This is a genomic window from Actinoplanes solisilvae (genome assembly GCF_003999975.1).
Taxonomy (GTDB): Bacteria; Actinomycetota; Actinomycetes; order Mycobacteriales; family Micromonosporaceae; genus Actinoplanes; species Actinoplanes solisilvae.
Window position 1 is genome coordinate 349,569 of the sequence record NZ_RJAC01000001.1, and the last position, 18,682, is coordinate 368,250.

Sequence of the window (18,682 nt, forward strand, 5' to 3'; positions counted from 1 at the left end):
GGGGTACCCAACCGTGGAGCGCGTCATTTTCGACTACGGCGACGACCTCCGTCAGATCGCCTGATCCACCAGCGAAAAGGCCGTCCCCCGCGCTGAGCGGGGGACGGCCTCTGTCATCAGGCGGCTGAGGTCTTGACCAGGGTGCGGATCTGGCGCAGGAGGACTGACAGCGCGGCCAGCTCGGCCGGGGTGTCGGCGACGTTGCCCATCGCGTTGGCGGCCCGGGCGATCGAGGCCGCGTTGACGCGTTCCCACTCCGAGATGCGTTCGTCGGCCGGGCCGTCCGGCGGGGTGGTCTGCAGCACCTCGCCGGTGAGGGCGGCCAGCGCCGCGTACAGGTCGTAGCGCAGCGCCATACGGGCCAGCGTCTGCCACCGGTCGCCGCGCGGGAGGCGGGAGATGTGGGACAGCAACTGGTCGATGTGGAAGCGCTCCGACAGGGTGAAGTAGACCTGGGCCACCTCGACCGCCGGGCGTGACGTGGCCGCGCCCGTCTCGAGGATGTCGAGCAGGCCGAAGCCGTAGTTGCACCACGTGACCCGCTCGGCCAGTTCCATCGGCACGCCCTTGTCGACCAGGGTGGCGATGTGTTCGTCCATCGAGCGCCGTTCGATGCCGAGCAGCACCGACGGCAGCTCGGGCAGCAACGACTGGACGCCGGAGCGCAGTTTGGCGATCTCGCCGGCCACGTCGATCGGCGAGCGGCGGGTACTGACCAGCCAGCGCACCGCCCGGTCGAGCAGCCGCCGCGACTCGAGGAACACCAGGGTCTGGGCCTCGGTCGGCACCCGGTTGTCGAGCGCTTCGGCGTCGGCCCAGATCTCGCTGAGACCGTACGCGTCCCGGATGACCGCGAAGGCCCGGATCACGTCGGCCGCGGAGGCGCCGCTCTCCTCCATCGCGCGGAAGACGAACGACGTACCGCCGCGGTTGACCACCTCGTTGACCAGCACCGTCGTGATGATCTCGCGACGCAGGCGGTGACCGGCCATGCGACCCGCGCAGCGCTCGCGCAGCGGGGTCGGGAAGTAGTTGGTCAGCACCTGGTTGGTCCAGGCCTCGTCGACGATCTCGTCGGCCAGCACCTCGCGTTCCAGACTGATCTTGACGTACGCCAGCAGGACCGCGAACTCCGGCGCCGAGAGCCCCTGACCCGCCTCGTGGCGCTGGGCCAGCTCGGCGTCGGTCGGCAACGCCTCAAGCTCGCGGTTGAGCTGGCCGCTCGCCTCGAGCTCGTTGAGCATGCGGCGGTGCACCGGCAGCAACGAGTGGGCCTGCGCCCGCGCACTGCCCAGCGCGGTGGCCTGCTCGTAGTTGTCACGCAGGACGAGTGCGGCCACCTCGTCGGTCATCGCGGCGAGCAGGTCGTCGCGCTCGGGCAGGGTCATCTCGCCGTCGGCGACCGCGCCGCCCAGCAGGATCTTGATGTTGACCTCGTGGTCGGAGCAGTCGACCCCGGCCGAATTGTCGATGAAGTCGGTGAAGACCCGCCCGCCGGCCCGCGCGAACTCGATGCGCCCGCGCTGGGTCAGCCCGAGGTTGCCGCCCTCGCCGACGACCCGTACGCGGAGCTGGGACCCGTTGATGCGGATCGCGTCGTTGGTCTTGTCGCCGACGTCGGCGTGGGTCTCGGTCGCCGCCTTCACGTAGGTGCCGATGCCGCCGTTGAACAGCAGGTCGACCGGCGCGAGCAGGATCGCCCGCATCAGCTCGACCGGGCTGATGGACTTCGCGTCGCCCAGGTCGAGCGCGGCGCGCACCTCGGCCGAGACCGGGATCGACTTCGCCGTCCGCGGATAGACCCCGCCGCCCGAGCTGATGAGGGACCGGTCGTAGTCGGCCCACGACGAGCGCGGCAGGTCGAACAGCCGCTGCCGCTCGGCGTACGAGGTCGCGGCGACGGGGTTCGGGTCGAGGAAGATGTGCCGGTGGTCGAACGCGGCGACGAGCTGGATGTGTTCGCTGAGCAGCATGCCGTTGCCGAACACGTCGCCCGACATGTCGCCCACGCCGACCACGGTGAAGGCCTCCCGCTGGGTGTCGAGACCCAGGTCGCGGAAGTGCTTCTTGACTGATTCCCAGGCGCCACGGGCGGTGATGCCCATCTTCTTGTGGTCGTAGCCGGCCGAGCCGCCGCTGGCGAACGCGTCGCCCATCCAGAAGTCCTTGGACACCGAGATCTCGTTGGCGATGTCGCTGAACGTCGCCGTGCCCTTGTCGGCCGCGACCACCAGGTAGGGGTCATCTCCGTCATGGCGCACCACGTCGCGCGGCGGCACGATCTTGCCGCTGAGGATGTTGTCGGTGACGTCGAGCATCGCGGTGATGAAGCGCTTGTAGCACTCCACCGCCTCGTCGCGGTCGCCCGGCTTCTGCTTGAGCACGAAGCCGCCCTTGGCCCCCACCGGCACGATCACCGCGTTCTTGACCATCTGCGCCTTGACTAGGCCCAAGACTTCGGTGCGGAAGTCCTCGCGCCGGTCGGACCAGCGCAGACCACCACGAGCCACGGCACCGAACCGCAGGTGTACGCCCTCGAAGCGCGGCGAATAGACGAAGATCTCGAACTTCGGGCGGGGCTGCGGCAGGTCGGGCACGGCCTGCGGGTCGATCTTGAAGGCCACGTAGGACTTGGGGCGCCCGTCGGCCCCACGCTGGAAGAAGCTGGTGCGCAGGGTGGCCTGGATCAGGGTCAGGTAGGAGCGCAGGATGCGGTCCTGGTCGAGACTGTCCACGTCGTCGAGCAGCGTCGTGATGCGTTCGAGCAGCTCGGCGGCGAGCTGCCCGCGCTGGGCCTCGCCCGCTTCGAGCCGCGGCGAGAACCGGGTCTCGAAGAGCCGCACCAGCAGGCGCGCGATCTCGGGGTAGGCGATGAAGGTCGACTCGATGTAGCGCTGCGAGAAGATCGTTCCCGCTTGGCGCTGATATTTCGCGTACGCCCTCAGCACGACGACCTGGCGCCAGGTGAGCCCGGCCCGCAGCACGAGCTCGTTGAACCCGTCGACCTCGGCCTCGCCACGCCAGGCCGCCGCGAACGCGTTCTCGACCTGAGGACGCACCTCAGCCAGCTCACGGTGCGATTCCGGCGGGGTCAGCCCGAAGTCGTACAGGTAGATCGTGCCGTCGCTGCGCCGGATCTCGTACGGCCGCTCGTCGACGACCTGCACGCCCAGCGAATGCAGCACCGGCAGCACGGCCGAGAGCAGCATCGGCTCGCCGTAGCGGTAGACCTTGAACCTGATGTCGTGCTCGTCGGGCTCGCGGGTGCCGCCGTGCAGGACGCGCCGCTTGCGGTAGAGGTGCATCTCGAGCTGCCCCGCCTCCTCGAGCAGCTCGAGCTTCGCGAGGTCCTGCATTCCCTCGTACGGCGTGTGGCCGTCCTTGTAGCTCTCGGGGTAGGCCGTCGAGTAGCGGGCGAACAGGTCGCGCGCCGCCTCCTCGCCCAGCTTGCGCTCGAGCACCAGGGAGAAGTCGTCGTCCCACATGCGGGTCGCGTCGGCCAGCATCTCGGCCAGCTCGTTCGGGTCGACCTGGCCCGGCGGGTCGGCCGGGTCGGTGCGCACGATGAAGTGCACCCGCGCCAGCATGCGCTCGGTCACCCGGGTCGTGTAGTCGACGCCGACGCCGTTGAGCTCGCGCAGCAGGATCTCTTGCATGCGAAGCCGGTTGCCGGTGGTGAAGCGGTCGCGCGGCAGGTAGATCAGGCACGAGATGAACCGACCGTAACCGTCGCGGCGCAGGAACAGCCGCAGTTGCCGGCGCCCCGCCATGCGCAGCACACCGATCACGGCCTCGTACAGGTCATCGGTCTTGATCTGGAAGAGCTCGTCGCGCGGGTAGGTCTCGAGGATCTGCAACAGGTCTTTGCCGGAGTGGCCGCGCGGCGACAGGCCCGAGCGGTCGAGCACCTCGCGCACCTTGCGCTTGACGACCGGCAGCTCGCGGACGCTGGTGCGATAGGCCGAGGAGCTGAACAGGCCCAGGAAGCGACGCTCGCCGATCACCTCGCCGGTGTCGTCGAAGAGCTTCACGCCGATGTAGTCGAGGTAGGCCGAGCGGTGCACGGTGGCCCGCGAGTTGGCCTTCGTGATCACCAGCAGGCGCTTCTCGAGGGCGCGCTGGAACGCCTCGTCGGTCATCGTGGAGAGCTTGCGCGGCTGGCTGTCGCCGCGCAGGATGCCCAGCCCGGTGCCGTGCACGCCCTTGAGCACGTCACCGTCGAGCCGGTATTCCCGGTAGCCCAGGAACGTGAAGTGGTCGTGGGCCAGCCACTTGAGCAGCTCGATCGAGTCGGTGACGTCTTTGTCGGGGACCGGGAGCTTGCGCTCGGAACCGCGGGCGGCCGACAACTCGTCGGCGATCACCAGGGCCCGCTGACGCATGCGCGGCCAGTCCTCCACCGCGTCGCGTACGTCGGTCAGCACCCGGCTGACCTCGTTGAGCAGCTGCTCGCGGGCCTCCTCGCCACGGATCGGGTCGATCTCGATGCGGATCCAGCTCTCGACCAGGTCGCCGTCGATCGCGTCGTCGGGCTCGACCTCGGCGGCCAGTTCCTGCAGCGCGCCCAGCGGCTCGCGGCGCACCACGATCAGCGGGTGGACGAGCAGGTGAACCTGCTGCTGGTGCGCGGAGAGCAGGGCGATCACCGAGTCGACCAGGAACGGCATGTCGTCGGTGACGATCTGGAGCACCGAGTGGAGCTGCGACCCGGTCGGCGGCGTGATCGCGAGCTTCAGCTCACCCGCGAGCCGCGTGGTGGCCAGCTCGCGATGGCTGATCGCGGCGTCGTACATCTCCTGGGGGGTGAGGCCCACCAGCTCTTCGTCGGGCGCGAATCGCCAGTAGCGCCCGACCAGGGAGGCCGTGCGATGGTCGTCGCCCGCCACCTCCACGGCCTGGGCGATCAGCCGCTCCCCGTTCGGGAGCGTCTCGTCGAGCTCGCCCTCCTCGGCGCTGGCGCCGAGTCGCCCGGTCAGGGCGAGGCCCGGTCCGGCGATGAGGTCGTGTTCGGCTTCGGAATCGGTCGCTGCCTCGTCGGCGACAGCCATGGCTCAGGCGCTCCCCTCACCCACGACTCTGTGGGTTAGAACGTGTCGAGGACAGCCTAGAACCCCCACCCCACGACTAGGCGAGGCGCGGTGTGCACGATCCGAGGGACGAGACCGGGTCTGCGGAACGTGCATTCGTTCACTACCGTTCCCCACGGCTCGTTCGATACCCGGTGAAAGGGGTTCTCATGCACCGCGGTCCGTACCGTTATGTGCGACGCGCGACCGCCACGGCCGCCACTCTGGCGCTGGTGGCGGGCGCCCTGGCCGGGTGCAGCAAGGACGGTCCCGACGGCACGCTCGACGCGTTCCTGGCCGGCTGGCGCGGCGGCGACCTGAGCAAGGTCGGCTTCGTCGGGGCCGACGGCGGCAAGGTGGCCGCCCCCGACGTGCTCGCGGGCATCAAGGCGGCCTCGGGCGACTTGGCCAAGCAGCCGCTGACTGTCACCGCCACGGGTGACCCGAAGACCACCGGCGACGACGCGACCAGCAAGGTCAAACTCGACTGGACGCTGCCCGGCGACGTCAAATGGTCGTACGAGAGCACCGTGCGGCTCAGCAAGCGCGGCAGCGACGGGTGGCGGATCGTCTGGGAGCCCGCGATCGTCCAGAGCGAGCTGACCAGCGGCGACAAGCTTCAGGTACGCCGTCTCGCCGCCAGTCGGGCGGGTGTTCTCGACGCGGCGGGGAAGCCCATCGTCGTCCCTCGTACGGTGATCTCGATCGGGGTGGAACCGCAGAAGGTCACCGACCTGGCCAAGCTGCGTGCCGGGCTGGCCGCCGAGTTCAAGAAGATCGGCGTCACCGTCGACACGTCCAACCTGGCCGACCGGGTGCAGAACGCCGACCCGGGCGCCTTCGTCGACCTGATCACGCTGCGCGAACCCGACTACACCAAGATTCGCCCCGGGCTGCGTGCGCTGAACGGCACGGTCTTCATCAAACAGCAACGTCCGCTCGCACCCACCCGCGCGTTCGCCCGCGCTCTGCTCGGCACGGTCGACGAGGCCACCGCCGAAGACCTCGAGAAGAACCCGCAGACGCTCACGCAGGGCGACATGGTCGGGCACGGTGGCCTGCAGCAGAAGTACGACGCCACGCTGCGCGGCACGGCCGGGGTGTCGGTGCTGCTCGCCCGCGGCACCGAGGAGCAGGACGCGAAGGGCACCGAACTGTTCAAGGCCGCGCCCGTGGCCGGCCAGCCGGTGAAGACCACCCTGGACGTCAAGACCCAGCTCGCGGCCGACCAGGCGCTCGCCGCCGAGAAGCAGCCCAGCTCGCTGGTCGCCGTGAAGGTCAGCGACGGATCGGTGCTGGCCGTGGCCAACGGTCCCGACGGCGGCACCGTCAACACCGCGCTGACCGGGCAGGTCCCGCCCGGATCGACGTTCAAGGCCGTGTCGGCGTACGGAATTCTGCAGAAGAAGGTCGCGACGGCCGACACGACCGTGCCCTGCCCCAAGAACGCGGTCGTGGCCGGGCGCTCGTTCAAGAACGCGCACGACGAGGTGCTCGGCTCGGTGCCGTTCCACGTCGACTTCGCCCAGTCGTGCAACACCGCGTTCGTCGGGCTGGCCCCCAAACTGGGCGCGGACGGGCTGCGCTCGGCGTCCGAGGCGCTCGGCATCGGCGGCAAGTGGGACCTCGGAGCCGACGCGTTCAGCGGCAAGCTCTCCCCGGCCGACACGCCGACCGAGCTCGCGGCGGCGACGTTCGGCCAGGGCGCCACGGCGGTCAGCCCACTGGCCATGGCGAGCGCGACGGCGTCCATCGCGCGGGGACAGTTCAAGCAGCCGAAACTCGTCGTCGAACCGGCCCCCGCGGCGCCCGCGGCCGACGGTGCGGCGCTCGATCAGCCCGCGGTGACGGCGCTGCGCAAGATGATGCGCGAGGTGGTCACGAGCGGCACGGGCAAGGCGTTGCGCAACGCGCCGGGCGGCGCGGTCTTCGGCAAGACGGGGACGGCCGAGTTCAAGGAGGGCACCGAGGACACGCACTCGTGGTTCATCGGTTACCAGGGCGATGTGGCGTTCGCGGTGATGGTGCAGAAGGGCGGCGCGGGCTCGGAAGCCGCGGTGCCGGTGGTCTCGCGCTTCCTGGGGGCGCTGGCGAAGTAGCCTCCTGCGGCTCAGGCGATGTCGGCGGGCGTGCCCGAGCCGAGTTCGAAGGCGGGGCGCTGGGCCGGGAGCGAGAAACCGTCCCGGTCCTCGGCCGTACGGGGGCGCAGCATGCCGGGGCGGGTGGCGGGCAGCGGTTCGGAGTCGAGCAGCGGCGCCTGCCCGAGCGGCCGGGGCGGCATCGGGCCGGGTTCGTCCTCGTCCTCGTCCTCGTCGTCGTCTTCGTCGTCGTCCGCACCCGCTGCGGGCTCATCCGTCCAATGATCCGTCGGCTCCTCGCCGGCGTCGTCCGCGTCTCCCTCGGCGTATTCGACGGCGTTCTTCTCGGTCGTCTCGTCCTCGGCCGGCAGCTCGTCGCCGTCCTCGACCCCGAGAAGCGTCGTGGCGGGAACGGCCGCCTCCTCCGGGGCCGCGGGAACACCGGAGGACATGCCGGCCGCCGCCAGGGAGACGCTCTCGTCGGCCGCGGCAGCCCGCCGCTTCTCCCGTTCGCGCTCCTCCTCGAAAGAGGCCGACGCCCGGTTGAGGCCGACGGGACGCTCGGGCCGGTTGAGGCCGCCCGTCAGACCCCAGCGGTCCTCGGCGTCGGCGGACGCCGTGCGCCTCAACCCACCCGGACGACTCGGCCGGCCCAGACCGGCCGCCAGCCCCAGGCGGTCGTCGTCGTCCGCCCCGGCCCGCTTCAACCCCGCGTCTTCGGAATCGGCGGCGCTGAGGCCGGCCGCAGCCGGAACCGCCGCCGTACGGGCCGCCTCGGGCCGGTTGAGGTCGGCGCGGGCGGCGATCAGGTCGGGCCGCGGCGTCACCGTGTGGGCCGCCGCCAGCCCGGCCGTGACCGCGTTGACGATCTCGACCGCGTAGGAACCGTCGGCGTCGTAGTCGGGGTCGAAGACGGTGATCTCGACACCCAGGCAGTGCGGCGACTCGACCAGCCCGGCCAGCAGGATCTCGAGCTCGGGAAACGCGATCCCGCCGGGCGACGGCGCGTCGACCGCCGGCATCACCGCGGGGTCGAGCACGTCCACGTCGACGTGCACCCAGTAGCCCGCGCAGTCGACGAGCTGGTCGCGGGCCCACTGCGCGCTGCGCGCGGCCCCCTCGGCCCGCAACGCCGGCACCGGCCGGGTCACGATGCCCGCCGCCTGCAGGTCCAAGCGGTATTCGTCCTGGGCGCGGATGCCCATCACGACCACGTCGATGTCGCGGAAGTAGGGCCGGCGCCCCTCGATCGCGGCCAGGTCGGCCTGCCCGCGGCCGGTGACCAGGGCCAGGTCCTCACCCGCGGCCGCACCCACGTACGAGGCGTTGCCCGGATGCCGGAAGTCGGAGTGCCCGTCGACGAAGACCAACCCGATGCGTCCGCCGACCGCCTCGCCGAGCCGGTGCATGGCCAGCCCCGAGCCCAGCACGATCGAGCAGTCGCCGCCGAGCACGACCGGGAACTCGCCCGCGTCGAGGATCGCCCCGATGCGGTCGGCCAGCGCCCGCGAATAGGCCGCGATCTGTGGGGCGTGGGCCACCCCGTCGCCCGGCCGCCAGTCGCCCGCGTCGTAGCGGGGCGGGGTCAGGCAGCCGGCGTCGCGGGCGTCGAGCTTGGTGAGCAGGCCCTTGTCACGCAGTGCCCCGGGCGCCTTGGCGCAACCCGGCACCGAGGTCTCGGTCGGCGGTCGCAGACCGAGATTGGACGGTGCGTCGAGAACGGCTATGCGGCGCACGGGGCAGCTCCCTGGCTAGAAGAGGGCGCTGGCCAGGGCCCGCCGGGCGCCGGCCACCGCGGGGTCGTCGGGGCCGGCCACGCTGAACAGCGAGAGCAGGTGCTTGCGGACAGCGTCACGGTCGTCGCCCGAGGTGCGCTTGACCAGGGCGACCAGACGCGCGTAGGCCTGCTCGGCCTGGCCGCTGAGCACCTCGACGTCGGCGGCGAGCCGCTGGGCGTCGATGTCGTCGGGGGAGGCGTCGGCCTTGGCCACGGCCGTCGTCGGGTCGGCGCCGCCGATGCGACGGTAGAGCTCGACCTGGGCCAGGCCGGACTGGGCGGCCGCGTCGGTCGGCTGCTCGGCCAGGATCTTGCGGTAGGCCGCCTCGGCCTCGTCGAGGTCGCCGATCATCAGCGCGTCGTCGGCGGCGTCGAGCCGCGGGTCGGCCGCCTCTTCGACCGCCACACCGCCGGCCTTGAGCACGGCGTCGATGTATTGCTTGACCTGCGACTCGGGCAGGACGCCGGTGAAGCCCTCGACGAGCTGGCCGTTGACCACGGCGACCACCATGGGGATGCCTTGCACGCGCAGCGCCTGCGCGAGGCGCGGGTTGGCGTCCACATCGACCTTGCCGAGCACCCAGGCGCCGCCACCCGTCGCGGCGAGCCGCTCGAGGATCGGCGAGAGCTGCTTGCAGGGCTCGCACCAGTCGGCCCAGAAGTCGAGGATGACCGGGGTGCTCAGCGATCGCTCGAGCACGGTGGTCTGGAAGTTGGCCTCGGTGACCTCGATGATCGTCTCGGGGCCGGCGCCGCCGGGCAGTCCACCGGGGATGGGGCCGGACGGGCCGTCGTGGGCCTCGGGCGCGGGGCTTTTCGCCGGGGACTGGGCCGGGGCCGGGGCGCGCAGCGCGCTGAGATCGACCGCGCCGCGGGTGAAGATCGACGGAGTGGTCCGTGGGTCGCTCATGGTTACCTAGTCTCGCACGCTGACAAGGCACTGGGCCGCGCCGCGGGGCAGCTGATATCGGACGTCACAGGAGCATGTTCCGCTGATCCTCGACGGCGGCGGCCCGATGCGCAAGCTCCCATCGCCGACCAGCGCAAACCGGTCGGCGATGTGCCCCTTCGTCCCATTTGAAGATCAGAACCGGGCAGGCTCCCGATAGATGCCCCACTCGTCCTTGAGCACCCCGCAGATCTCGCCGAGCGTCGCCTCGGCCCGCGCCGCGTCGAGCATCGCGGGGATCATGTTCGCGCCACTGCGGGCGGCTTCGACCATGCGGTCGAGAGAGGCCTTCACGCGTACGGCGTCTCGCTCCGCCCGCCGAGCACCGAGAACCCGATTCTGTTCGGTCTCGACCTCGTGGGACACCCGCAGGATCTCGAGTTCCTTAGCGACCGTGCCGGTGTGGGCGTTGACCCCGACGATCCGCTTGTCGCCCTTCTCGAGGGCCTGCTGGTGCAGAAATGCGGCCTCGGCGATGTGCGCGGTGAACCAGCCGTCCTCGATGCCGCGCAGGATGCCGGCTGTGATGCTGCCGTCCTCGCCCAGCTCGCGGATGCGGGCGAAGATCTCTTCCGCCTCGGCCTCGATGCGGTCGGTGAGTTCTTCCAGGTACCAGGAGCCACCCAGCGGGTCGGCCACGTTGACCACGCCGGTCTCCTCCATCAGCACCTGCTGGGTGCGCAGCGCGATCTCGGCCGACTCGTCGGTGGGCAGCGCCAGCGTCTCGTCGAGCGCGTTGGTGTGCAGCGAATTGGTGCCACCGAGGATGGCGGCCAGCGCCTCGACGGCCGTACGGACGACGTTGTTGACCGGCTGCTGAGCCGTGAGCGAAACCCCGGCCGTCTGGGTGTGGAACTTCAGCCACAACGCCTTCTCGCTGGTCGCGCCGTAGTCGTCGCGCAGGTGGCGGGCCCAGATGCGGCGGGCGGCGCGGAACTTGGCGATCTCTTCGAAGAAGTCGATGTGCGCGTCGAAGAAGAAGCTCAGGCCGGGCGCGAACTGGTTGACGTCCAGCCCCCGGCTCAGGCCCAGCTCGACATAGCCGAAACCGTCGGCCAACGTGTACGCCAGCTCCTGCGCGGCGGTCGAGCCGGCCTCGCGGATGTGGTAGCCACTGACCGACAGCGGCTTGTACTTCGGGATCTCGCGGGCGCAGTACTCCATGAGGTCGCCGATCAGGCGCAGGTGCGGCTCGGGCTGGAAGAGCCATTCCTTCTGCGCGATGTATTCCTTGAAGATGTCGGTCTGCAGCGTGCCGTCGAGCCGGCTCAGGTCGGCGCCCTGCCGCTCAGCCGCCACCAGGTACATCACGAAGATCGGGACGGCCGGACCGGAGATGGTCATGCTGGTCGTGGTCTTCTCGAGGTCGATGCCGTCGAAGAGCACGTCCATGTCGGCGGCCGAGTCGATCGCGACGCCGCAGTGCCCGACCTCGCCGGAAGATTGCGGATCGTCGGAGTCGCGGCCCATCAGCGTCGGCATGTCGAACGCGACGCTCAGCCCGCCCCCGCCCGCCGCCAGGATCATCTTGTAGCGCTCGTTGGTCTGCCGCGCGTTGCCGAAGCCCGCGAACTGCCGGATCGTCCAGGTGCGCCCGCGGTATCCGGTCGGATAGAGACCACGGGTGTACGGGAACTCGCCCGGCCACCCGATGCGGTCGAACCCGGGATAGGCGGCGCCGGCCGGCGGCCCGTAGACCGGATCGACCGTCGCGCCGGACAGGGTTGTGAAGTCGGCGTCCCGCTTGCGCGCGGCGTCGTAGCGCCGCTGCCAGCGCTCCCGCCCGGCGGCGATGTCGGCAGAGTCCATGCCCGACATCCTAGAGCCATCCCTGAACGATCGCTAAGGAGGAAACGTCAGACGAGGACGTCCAGGGCGTGGTAGAGCCGCGACGTCGTCGTGTCGATGGCGGCCAGGCGGGACGCGGGCAGGCCCGAGGTCACGGCGACCCGGCGCTCGGCCGCGGCGCGGGTCAGGAGCATGCCGACCTGGGACGAGGCGTGATCGATAACGGTCTGGCGGGCCAGAACGGCCACCGGGTCGGAGGACGCCGCCTTCTCATTGCCCCGCGCGGTCTTCGCCGTCAGCGAGGCCGCCCGCATCGCCGTCGCCGCGTCGCGAGCCAGCGCGTCGGCGTAGGCGGCGGTCGGCTGCACCCCGGTCACGGCGCTCACCGCGGGGATGGTTGGTGGTCGCACCTCGGCCGCGCCGGGCGCAGAGTCGGTGGCCTTGACCGTCGAGGATTGCAGCACGCTTGACTGCAACAGTGGGTGAAGATAGGTGGCCGTGGTGCCGGCCGCCCGGGGGAACGTGACCGGGTTGATCATGGCGTACCCCTCTCCCTTCCTAGCGGTGACATATGACCAGCTTAGGGCGTTGCGAGGGGGTTGCCGACCGGGTAAACGGAGGTATCCGACATACCAACCGTCAACGCGAAATAACCGAAAAGTTCTCAAGCGGCGCCGTGAACGAGAAGCCGAACCCGCTCAAGCCACGCGATGCTCGAGGATCCAAGCCTGCGGGTCGCCCTTGCGATACAGGAACCTCATCACCAGCGGGAACATCGCGTCCCGAACCGCTGCCCCGACCGGCCCCGCCGTCTTCCCGCTGCCGTTACGCCGCCCGACAGCCACGATCCGCTCGACCCGCCCCCGACGCCGCTGCTCGTACGCGGCCAGCCCCTGCGCCGGATCATCAGCGCCGTCAAGACACAGCCCGAGCGTGACCGCGTCCTCGAACGCCATCGAAGCACCCTGCCCCGACGACGGTGCGACCGCGTGCGCCGCGTCCCCGATCAGCACCGTCCGCCTGCTGCGCCACACCGGCACCCGAGGCAGGTCATCGGTGTTCCACGGCCCGAGCACCTCCCCCGTGGCCCGGATGATCTCCGCGGCCGGCAAAGCATCCCCCTCGAAGAGCGAGATCAGATGCTCCCGCCACGATGCGGCCGTGAAGTCCCCCGGGCGTACGGGCTGCCTGCTCGGCGGATTGGCGAACCACCACACCGAACCGTCGGGCGCGCTCGTCCACCCGAAGAACGCCCGCTTCCCGAAAGCCATGTGCACCATTCCAGGCGTACGGTCCTCCACCGCGTCGACGGGCCCGTCGGTGAACCCGCCCGCGTTCAGCAACCCGAGGTAGCTGGGCGCCGGCCCGCCCGGGTCGAGGACCTCCCGCGTACGCGACCGCAGCCCGTCGGCCCCCACCAGCAGCTCCCCCGCGGCGGTCGACCCGTCGGCAAACGTGACGGTCACGCCGCCGGGCGCCTCGGTGAAGTCGCACAGCCCTTTGCCGTACTCGATGGCAATGCCTCTCTTGACCGCCGCCCGTCGCAGGGCCGCGTACAGATCAGCCCGTTTGATCGTCGTGGTCGTCCCGCCCAGCGGCAGCACCGCGAGCCGGCGCCCGCCCCCGTTGAACATCGTCAGCGAGGGGGTCTCGAAGCCCGCGGCCAGCACGAAGGCCGGGTCGAGCCCGAGTACGCGCAGCGCGTTCAGCCCGTTGGCGGCCACGGTGAGCCACGCCCCCTGCTCGTCGGCGCCCGGCAGCCGGGCCTCGAAGACGCGTGGCGACCAGCCGGCCCGGTCGAGGGCGAGCGCGGCGACCGTACCGGCGATGCCGCCGCCGGCGATGAGTGCGATCGGTTTAGTCATTCCATGACTATGCATACCATGACTAACAATCGTCAACCCTTAGGCTGTGATCCGTGGTCACCTCCGGAGAACCGCGTCGCTCGACGCTGGGCATGCTGCTGCTGGCGCTGCTCATGGAGGCGCCGACGCACCCCTACCGGATGCAGCAGATGATCAAGGAGCGCGGCCAGGACCAGCTGGTCAACGTGGCCGCGCGCAACAGCGTCTACCAGACTCTCGACCGTCTGGTGCGCGACGGACTGGCACGCGAGGCGGGCACCGCGCGCGAGGCGGGCCGGCCCGAACGAACCGTCTACGAAATCACCGACAAGGGCGCGGCGACCATGCGGCGCTGGCTCATCGACGCGCTGCCCACGCCGGCCCGCGAGTTCCCCGAGTTCCCCGCCGCGCTGGCGTTCCTGGTCGTCCTGACCCCATCCGAGGCCCACGACCTGCTCGAACGCCGCATCAAGGCGCTCACCGCCAAACTGACCGCCGTACGCGACCAGGCGCCCCCGGGCCTGCCACGCATCTTCCTCATCGAGGACGAATACCGCGCGGCCCTGCTCACGGCCGAGATCGCATGGCTGCGCGGCGTCGCCTCCGACCTGGCCGACGGCACGCTGACCTGGGACGCCCACGTCGTGGAGACGACGCTCCAACAGTTCGGTTAAAGACCCTTGATGAGTTCCTCAGCGGCCGCGTACGGGTCCAGGTCGCCCTTCGCCACGGCAGCGGCAAGCGTGGTCAGGGCCGTGCCCTGGCGCAGATCGCCGATGCGGGCCCGCAGGGTGCCCAGCGCGATCGCCTCGACCTCGACGGCGGCCCGGCGCTCGCGGCTGGCCTGCAACGCGCCGGTGCTCTCGAGCCATTCGCGGTGCTTCGCGATCGCGGCCACGACGTCGTCGATGCCCTCGCTCTTGATCGCGGTCGCCCGCACGACCTGGGGCCGCCAGTCGCCCGGGGCCCGCTCGCCCAGGCCGAGCATGCCCTGGATGTCGCGGTAGGTCGCGTCGGCGCCGGGCCGGTCGGCCTTGTTGATGACGAAGACGTCGGCCACCTCGAGCACGCCCGCCTTGACCGCCTGGATCGCGTCGCCCATGCCCGGCGCGAGCAGCACCAGCGTGGTGTCGGCGAGCGAGGCGATCTCGACCTCGGCCTGGCCCACCCCGACGGTCTCGACCAGGATCACCTCGCAGCCGGCGCCTTCCAGGACACGTACGGCCTGGGGGGTCGCCGCGGCGAGACCACCGAGCTGACCCCGGCTGGACATCGACCGGATGTAGACGCCGGGATCGGTGGTGTGGTCCTGCATGCGGATGCGGTCGCCGAGGATCGCCCCGCCGGTGAACGGGCTGGACGGGTCGACCGCGAGCACCCCGACCCGCTTGCCGTTCGCCCGCAGCGCCCGCACCAGCTCGTTCGTGGTCGTCGACTTGCCCACGCCGGGCGACCCGGTCAGCCCCACGACCTGAGCCCGGCCCGAGTACGGAGCGAGCGCAGCGGCCACCTCAGGCAAGGCGGGGTCGCCGTTCTCCACCAGGCTGATCAGCCTGGCGACCGATCGCGCGTCCCCCGCTCGAGCCTTCTCTACCAGGGTCGAGACGTCGTGCTTCATGCCTTGATGATCAGCGCATCGCCCTGGCCGCCGCCACCACACAGCGAAGCCGCGCCGTAACCGCCACCCCGGCGCTTCAGTTCGAGCGCCAGCGTCAGCACCAGCCGGGCGCCGGACATGCCGATCGGGTGGCCGAGGGCGATCGCCCCGCCGTTGACGTTCACGATCTCCTCGTCGACCTTGAGCTCGCGCATCGACTGGATGACCACCTGGGCGAACGCCTCGTTCATCTCGATCAGTTCGAGGTCGTTCACGCTCAGGCCGGCCTTGCCGAGCGCGTGCTTGATGGCGTTGGCCGGCTGCGACTGCAGCGAGTTGTCGGGGCCCGCGACGTTGCCGTGCGCGGTGATCTCGGCCAGCCAGGTCAGCCCGAGCTCTTCCGCCTTCTCTTTGCGCATCACGACGACCGCCGCGGCACCGTCGGAGATCGGCGAGGCGCTGGCCGCGGTGATCGTGCCGTCGGGGGCGAACGCCGGGCGCAGCTTGGCCAGCGACTCGGCCGTCGTGCCGGGCCGCACGCCCTCGTCGGTGTCGATGACCGTGTCGGCGCCGCGCTGGCCCGACTTGACCGGGACGATCTCGTCGGCGAAACGGCCCTCGCTCTGGGCGGCGGCCGCGCGCCGGTGGCTGAGGGCGGCGAACGCGTCCTGCTCCTCGCGGGTGATGCCGAGCTTCGCACCGCTGCGCTCGGTCGCCTCGCCCATCGAGATGCCGTCCCACGGGTCGATCAGGCCGTCGAACGCGGTGTGGTCGCGGGCGAGCACGTCGCCGAACTTGACGCCCTGACGCTGGGTCATCAGCAGGTGGGGCGCGTTGGTCATCGACTCCATGCCGCCGGCCACGACGACGTCGAACTCGCCGGCCCGGATGAGCTGGTCGGCCAGGGCGATCGCGTCGAGGCCGGACAGGCACACCTTGTTGACCGTGACCGCCGGTGTGGACATCGGAATGCCGGCGGCGACCGCGGCCTGCCGCGCGGTGATCTGCCCGGCCCCGGCCTGCAGCACCTGCCCCATGATCACATATTGCACCTGGTCGGGGCGCACGCCGCCGCGCTCGAGGGCGGCCTCGATCGCGTAGCCGCCGAGGGCCGTGGCCGGCAGGTTCTTGAGGTTGCCGAGCAGGCGGCCCATGGGGGTCCGGGCGCCGCTCACGATCACCGAGGTGGTCACGATCTCTTCGCTTCCGTTCTGCCGGGGCGGAAGAAGGGGACGATTTGGGGGGACCCCTTCCGGCCTTAACGGCCGTTTAGGCAAGACTAATAGGATGGATGAGCTTCCACCTAACGCCGCCGCCCCCGAGAATCTCACATCCGTCGAGGTCGGCCTGCTACGCGTCGACCACGTCGGCATCGCCGTGCCCGACCTCGACGCGGCGATCCGTTTCTATGCCGACACCTTCGGCATGCGGTGCGTGCACGAAGAGACGAACGAGGAGCAAGGCGTACGGGAGGCCATGCTCGCGGTCGGCGACGGCAACGGCCCCCGCATCCAGTTGCTCGCGCCCGCAAGCCCCGACTCGGCGATCGCGAAGTTCCTCGGCCGCAGCGGGCCCGGTCTGCAGCAACTGGCCTACACAGTGGCCGATGTGGAGGCCGCCTCGGCCGCGCTGCGCGCCCGTGGCCTGCGGTTGCTCTATGACACTCCACGCCGCGGCACGGCCGGGTCGCGAATCAACTTCGTGCACCCCAAGGACGCCGGTGGGGTTCTGGTCGAGCTGGTGGAACCGGCCGCGGTTCGTACGCCTTAAGGATGAATCATCCTGACGAAGCATTCCCGGCCTGGCAGGATCTCGGGACATAAGGGCCGCGCCCGTGGCCCCGCCGAGCCGATCATCCCGCCGAGCACGGATACACCAGGTGACGACGGTGTCGGAGCCGGGGCCCCGCCCCGGTGACGTCCACCGGCCGGACGACGGGCCCGCGTCGCTGCGGGCCTGTTCAAAGCTGATCTACGTGTTCTTTCTGATGCAGACCCGGTCTTGCGTGGCTCGTGCGTCTTCGCCAGGATGGCCCAATGCCCCAGCAGCAGGATCAGAATTTGGCATTTTTCGACACCGCGAACTCCCAGCACGACTTCACCGTTGTGCTGCGCGGTTACGACCGTGGGCAGGTCGACGCCCACCTCGGCCGCCTGGTCGCCGCGCTCAATCAGTCCGAGCAGGCTCGTGGCGAGGCCGAGCAGCGCATGAACGACGCGCAGCGTCGGCTGCGCCAGGCCGAGCAGCGACTGAACGCTGTGGAGCAGAAACTCGCCGACAGCAACAAGCTGCTCGAGGAGAACAACCGACCGACGCTCTCCGGGCTGGGCACCCGGGTCGAGCAGATCCTGCGGCTGGCCGAGGAACAGGCGAACGACCACCGGAGCGAGGCGAAGCGAGAGTCCGAGGGCATCCTCTCCGCCGCCCGCCTCGAGGCTCGTGAGATCACCGACAAGGCCCGCGCCGAGGCCGCCGCGATGAAGGCGACCGCCGAGCGCGAGGCCGGCCAGGTGCGCACCCACGCCGAGCGCGAGGCCGCCGAGGCCCGGGTGCAGGCCCGCCGCGAGGCCGACACGCTGCGCTCCGACGCCGACCGCGAGACCAAGCAGCTGCGTACGGTCACCGCGCACGAGGTCGCCGAGCTCAAGTCGACGGTCGAGCGCGAAGTGGCGTCCCTGCGCGCCACCGCCGAGCGCGAGATCACCCAACAGCGCGCCAAGGCCTCCCGCGAGGCGGAAGAGAAGCGCGCCGAGGCGACCAAGCTGCTCACCGACGCCCGCGACAAGCGCGACAAAGACCTGCAGTCCCTCCAGATCGAGATCGCCGAGCGCCGCGAGAAGGCCGAGCGCGAGGAATCCCAGCGCCACGCGGCCCAGGTCAGCGCCACCCAGAAGATGGTGGCCGAGGCCGAGGAACGCGCCCGCGCCGCCGAAGACCGTTCCAAGGAGATCTCGCAGCGCGCCGAGCAGCGCCGCATCGAGTCCGAGCGCAACGCCACCGAGGTCACCGACAAGGCCCGCGCCCTGTCCGAGAAGACGGTCGGCGAGGCCCGGGCCGAGGCCCAGCGCCTGCTCACCGAGGCCCGCACCGAGGCCGAGCTCACCACCCAGGCCGCCAAGCGCGAGGTGGAAGACCTGACCCGTCAGAAGGACGCGGTCACCAACCAGCTCGGCCAGATGCTCTCGGGCCTGTCCGGCCTGGTGCCCGGCGTCGGCCCGGCCAAGGCGGCCGAGGCGGTGGCCAAGGCGGTCGAGGCCGCTCCCGCCCCGCGTGGCGAGGCTGTTCAGCCCGAGGCCGCCAAGCCCCAGACCGAGGGCGACGGCAAGCCGGTGGGAGCCAGGACCAACTCCTGAGGCGCTCTCCGGTTGCGGGCATCCCCGGGGTGCGCGACCGTAGTTGTCGCCCGATCAAAATCCGACAATCGACGCGGGCCGTATCGGAGTCTCTCCGATACGGCCCCGTTGGTTTCGGCTTGTAGCCTGGCTTGCGCAACCCAGGTCAGACAAATCACAACCAGGCGCATACTCCCCCCAGGAGGGTGTGTATCCCCCCGAGGCTGGACGTTGCGTATGTGAGGATGGAC

At 70.6% G+C, this 18,682-nt stretch carries 11 protein-coding genes and 1 pseudogene; 4 read left to right on the forward strand and 8 right to left on the reverse strand.

Translation table 11 applies throughout. The annotated features are described in order from the left end of the window. Positions 1 to 116 precede the first annotated feature (116 nt). Positions 117 to 5,048, reverse strand: coding sequence for an NAD-glutamate dehydrogenase (locus tag EER30_RS01610; RefSeq protein WP_127497528.1), 4,932 nt, complete (start codon positions 5,046 to 5,048; stop codon positions 117 to 119). Between the two features lie 188 nt (positions 5,049 to 5,236). Between EER30_RS01610 and EER30_RS01615 the strand changes: the two genes are divergently transcribed. After that, positions 5,237 to 7,165, forward strand: coding sequence for a penicillin-binding transpeptidase domain-containing protein (locus EER30_RS01615; protein WP_127497530.1), 1,929 nt, complete (start codon positions 5,237 to 5,239; stop codon positions 7,163 to 7,165). Positions 7,166 to 7,761: 596 nt separating this feature from the next. Here the strand turns inward: EER30_RS01615 and EER30_RS49645 are convergent. The 5 genes and pseudogenes from EER30_RS49645 to EER30_RS01640 form a co-directional block, all read right to left on the reverse strand. Further along, positions 7,762 to 8,880 (reverse strand): annotated as a pseudogene (locus EER30_RS49645) (arginase family protein); the annotation flags it as partial. Positions 8,881 to 8,895: 15 nt separating this feature from the next. Further along, entirely contained in the window at positions 8,896 to 9,831 is a 936-nt protein-coding gene (locus EER30_RS01625; RefSeq protein ID WP_127497534.1) for a tetratricopeptide repeat protein, read from the reverse strand. 174 nt (positions 9,832 to 10,005) lie between these two features. Beyond that, positions 10,006 to 11,679, reverse strand: coding sequence for a coenzyme B12-dependent isobutyryl-CoA mutase large subunit (gene icmA / locus EER30_RS01630; RefSeq protein ID WP_127497536.1), 1,674 nt, complete (start codon positions 11,677 to 11,679; stop codon positions 10,006 to 10,008). 47 nt (positions 11,680 to 11,726) lie between these two features. Further along, positions 11,727 to 12,197: a hypothetical protein gene (locus EER30_RS01635; protein ID WP_127497538.1), complete on the reverse strand. Its 471-nt coding sequence runs from the start codon at positions 12,195 to 12,197 to the stop codon at positions 11,727 to 11,729. A 159-nt stretch (positions 12,198 to 12,356) separates the two neighbouring features. Beyond that, entirely contained in the window at positions 12,357 to 13,523 is a 1,167-nt protein-coding gene (locus EER30_RS01640; protein ID WP_127497540.1) for an FAD-dependent oxidoreductase, read from the reverse strand. 53 nt (positions 13,524 to 13,576) lie between these two features. Here EER30_RS01640 and EER30_RS01645 point away from each other — a divergent pair, with 53 nt between their 5' ends. Beyond that, positions 13,577 to 14,176 (forward strand): PadR family transcriptional regulator, encoded by a 600-nt coding sequence (locus tag EER30_RS01645; RefSeq protein WP_240669703.1) that lies wholly within the window; start codon positions 13,577 to 13,579, stop codon positions 14,174 to 14,176. Here the strand turns inward: EER30_RS01645 and meaB are convergent. Together meaB and EER30_RS01655 are read right to left on the reverse strand one after the other, a co-directional pair. Further along, a complete protein-coding gene (gene meaB / locus EER30_RS01650) occupies positions 14,173 to 15,120 on the reverse strand; it encodes a methylmalonyl Co-A mutase-associated GTPase MeaB (protein WP_127497542.1) in 948 nt (315 codons plus the stop codon). The genes EER30_RS01645 and meaB overlap by 4 nt on opposite strands. Continuing rightward, positions 15,117 to 16,292: an acetyl-CoA C-acetyltransferase gene (locus tag EER30_RS01655; protein ID WP_127497544.1), complete on the reverse strand. Its 1,176-nt coding sequence runs from the start codon at positions 16,290 to 16,292 to the stop codon at positions 15,117 to 15,119. The genes meaB and EER30_RS01655 overlap by 4 nt, the downstream gene beginning before the upstream one ends. 94 nt (positions 16,293 to 16,386) lie before the next feature. Here EER30_RS01655 and mce point away from each other — a divergent pair, with 94 nt between their 5' ends. Next, positions 16,387 to 16,869, forward strand: a complete 483-nt coding sequence (gene mce / locus EER30_RS01660) for a methylmalonyl-CoA epimerase (RefSeq protein WP_127497546.1) — start codon at positions 16,387 to 16,389, stop codon at positions 16,867 to 16,869. Between the two features lie 266 nt (positions 16,870 to 17,135). Next, complete coding sequence (locus EER30_RS01665) at positions 17,136 to 18,452, forward strand: DivIVA domain-containing protein (protein ID WP_127497548.1); 1,317 nt, start codon at positions 17,136 to 17,138, stop codon at positions 18,450 to 18,452. Positions 18,453 to 18,682: the final 230 nt, after the last annotated feature.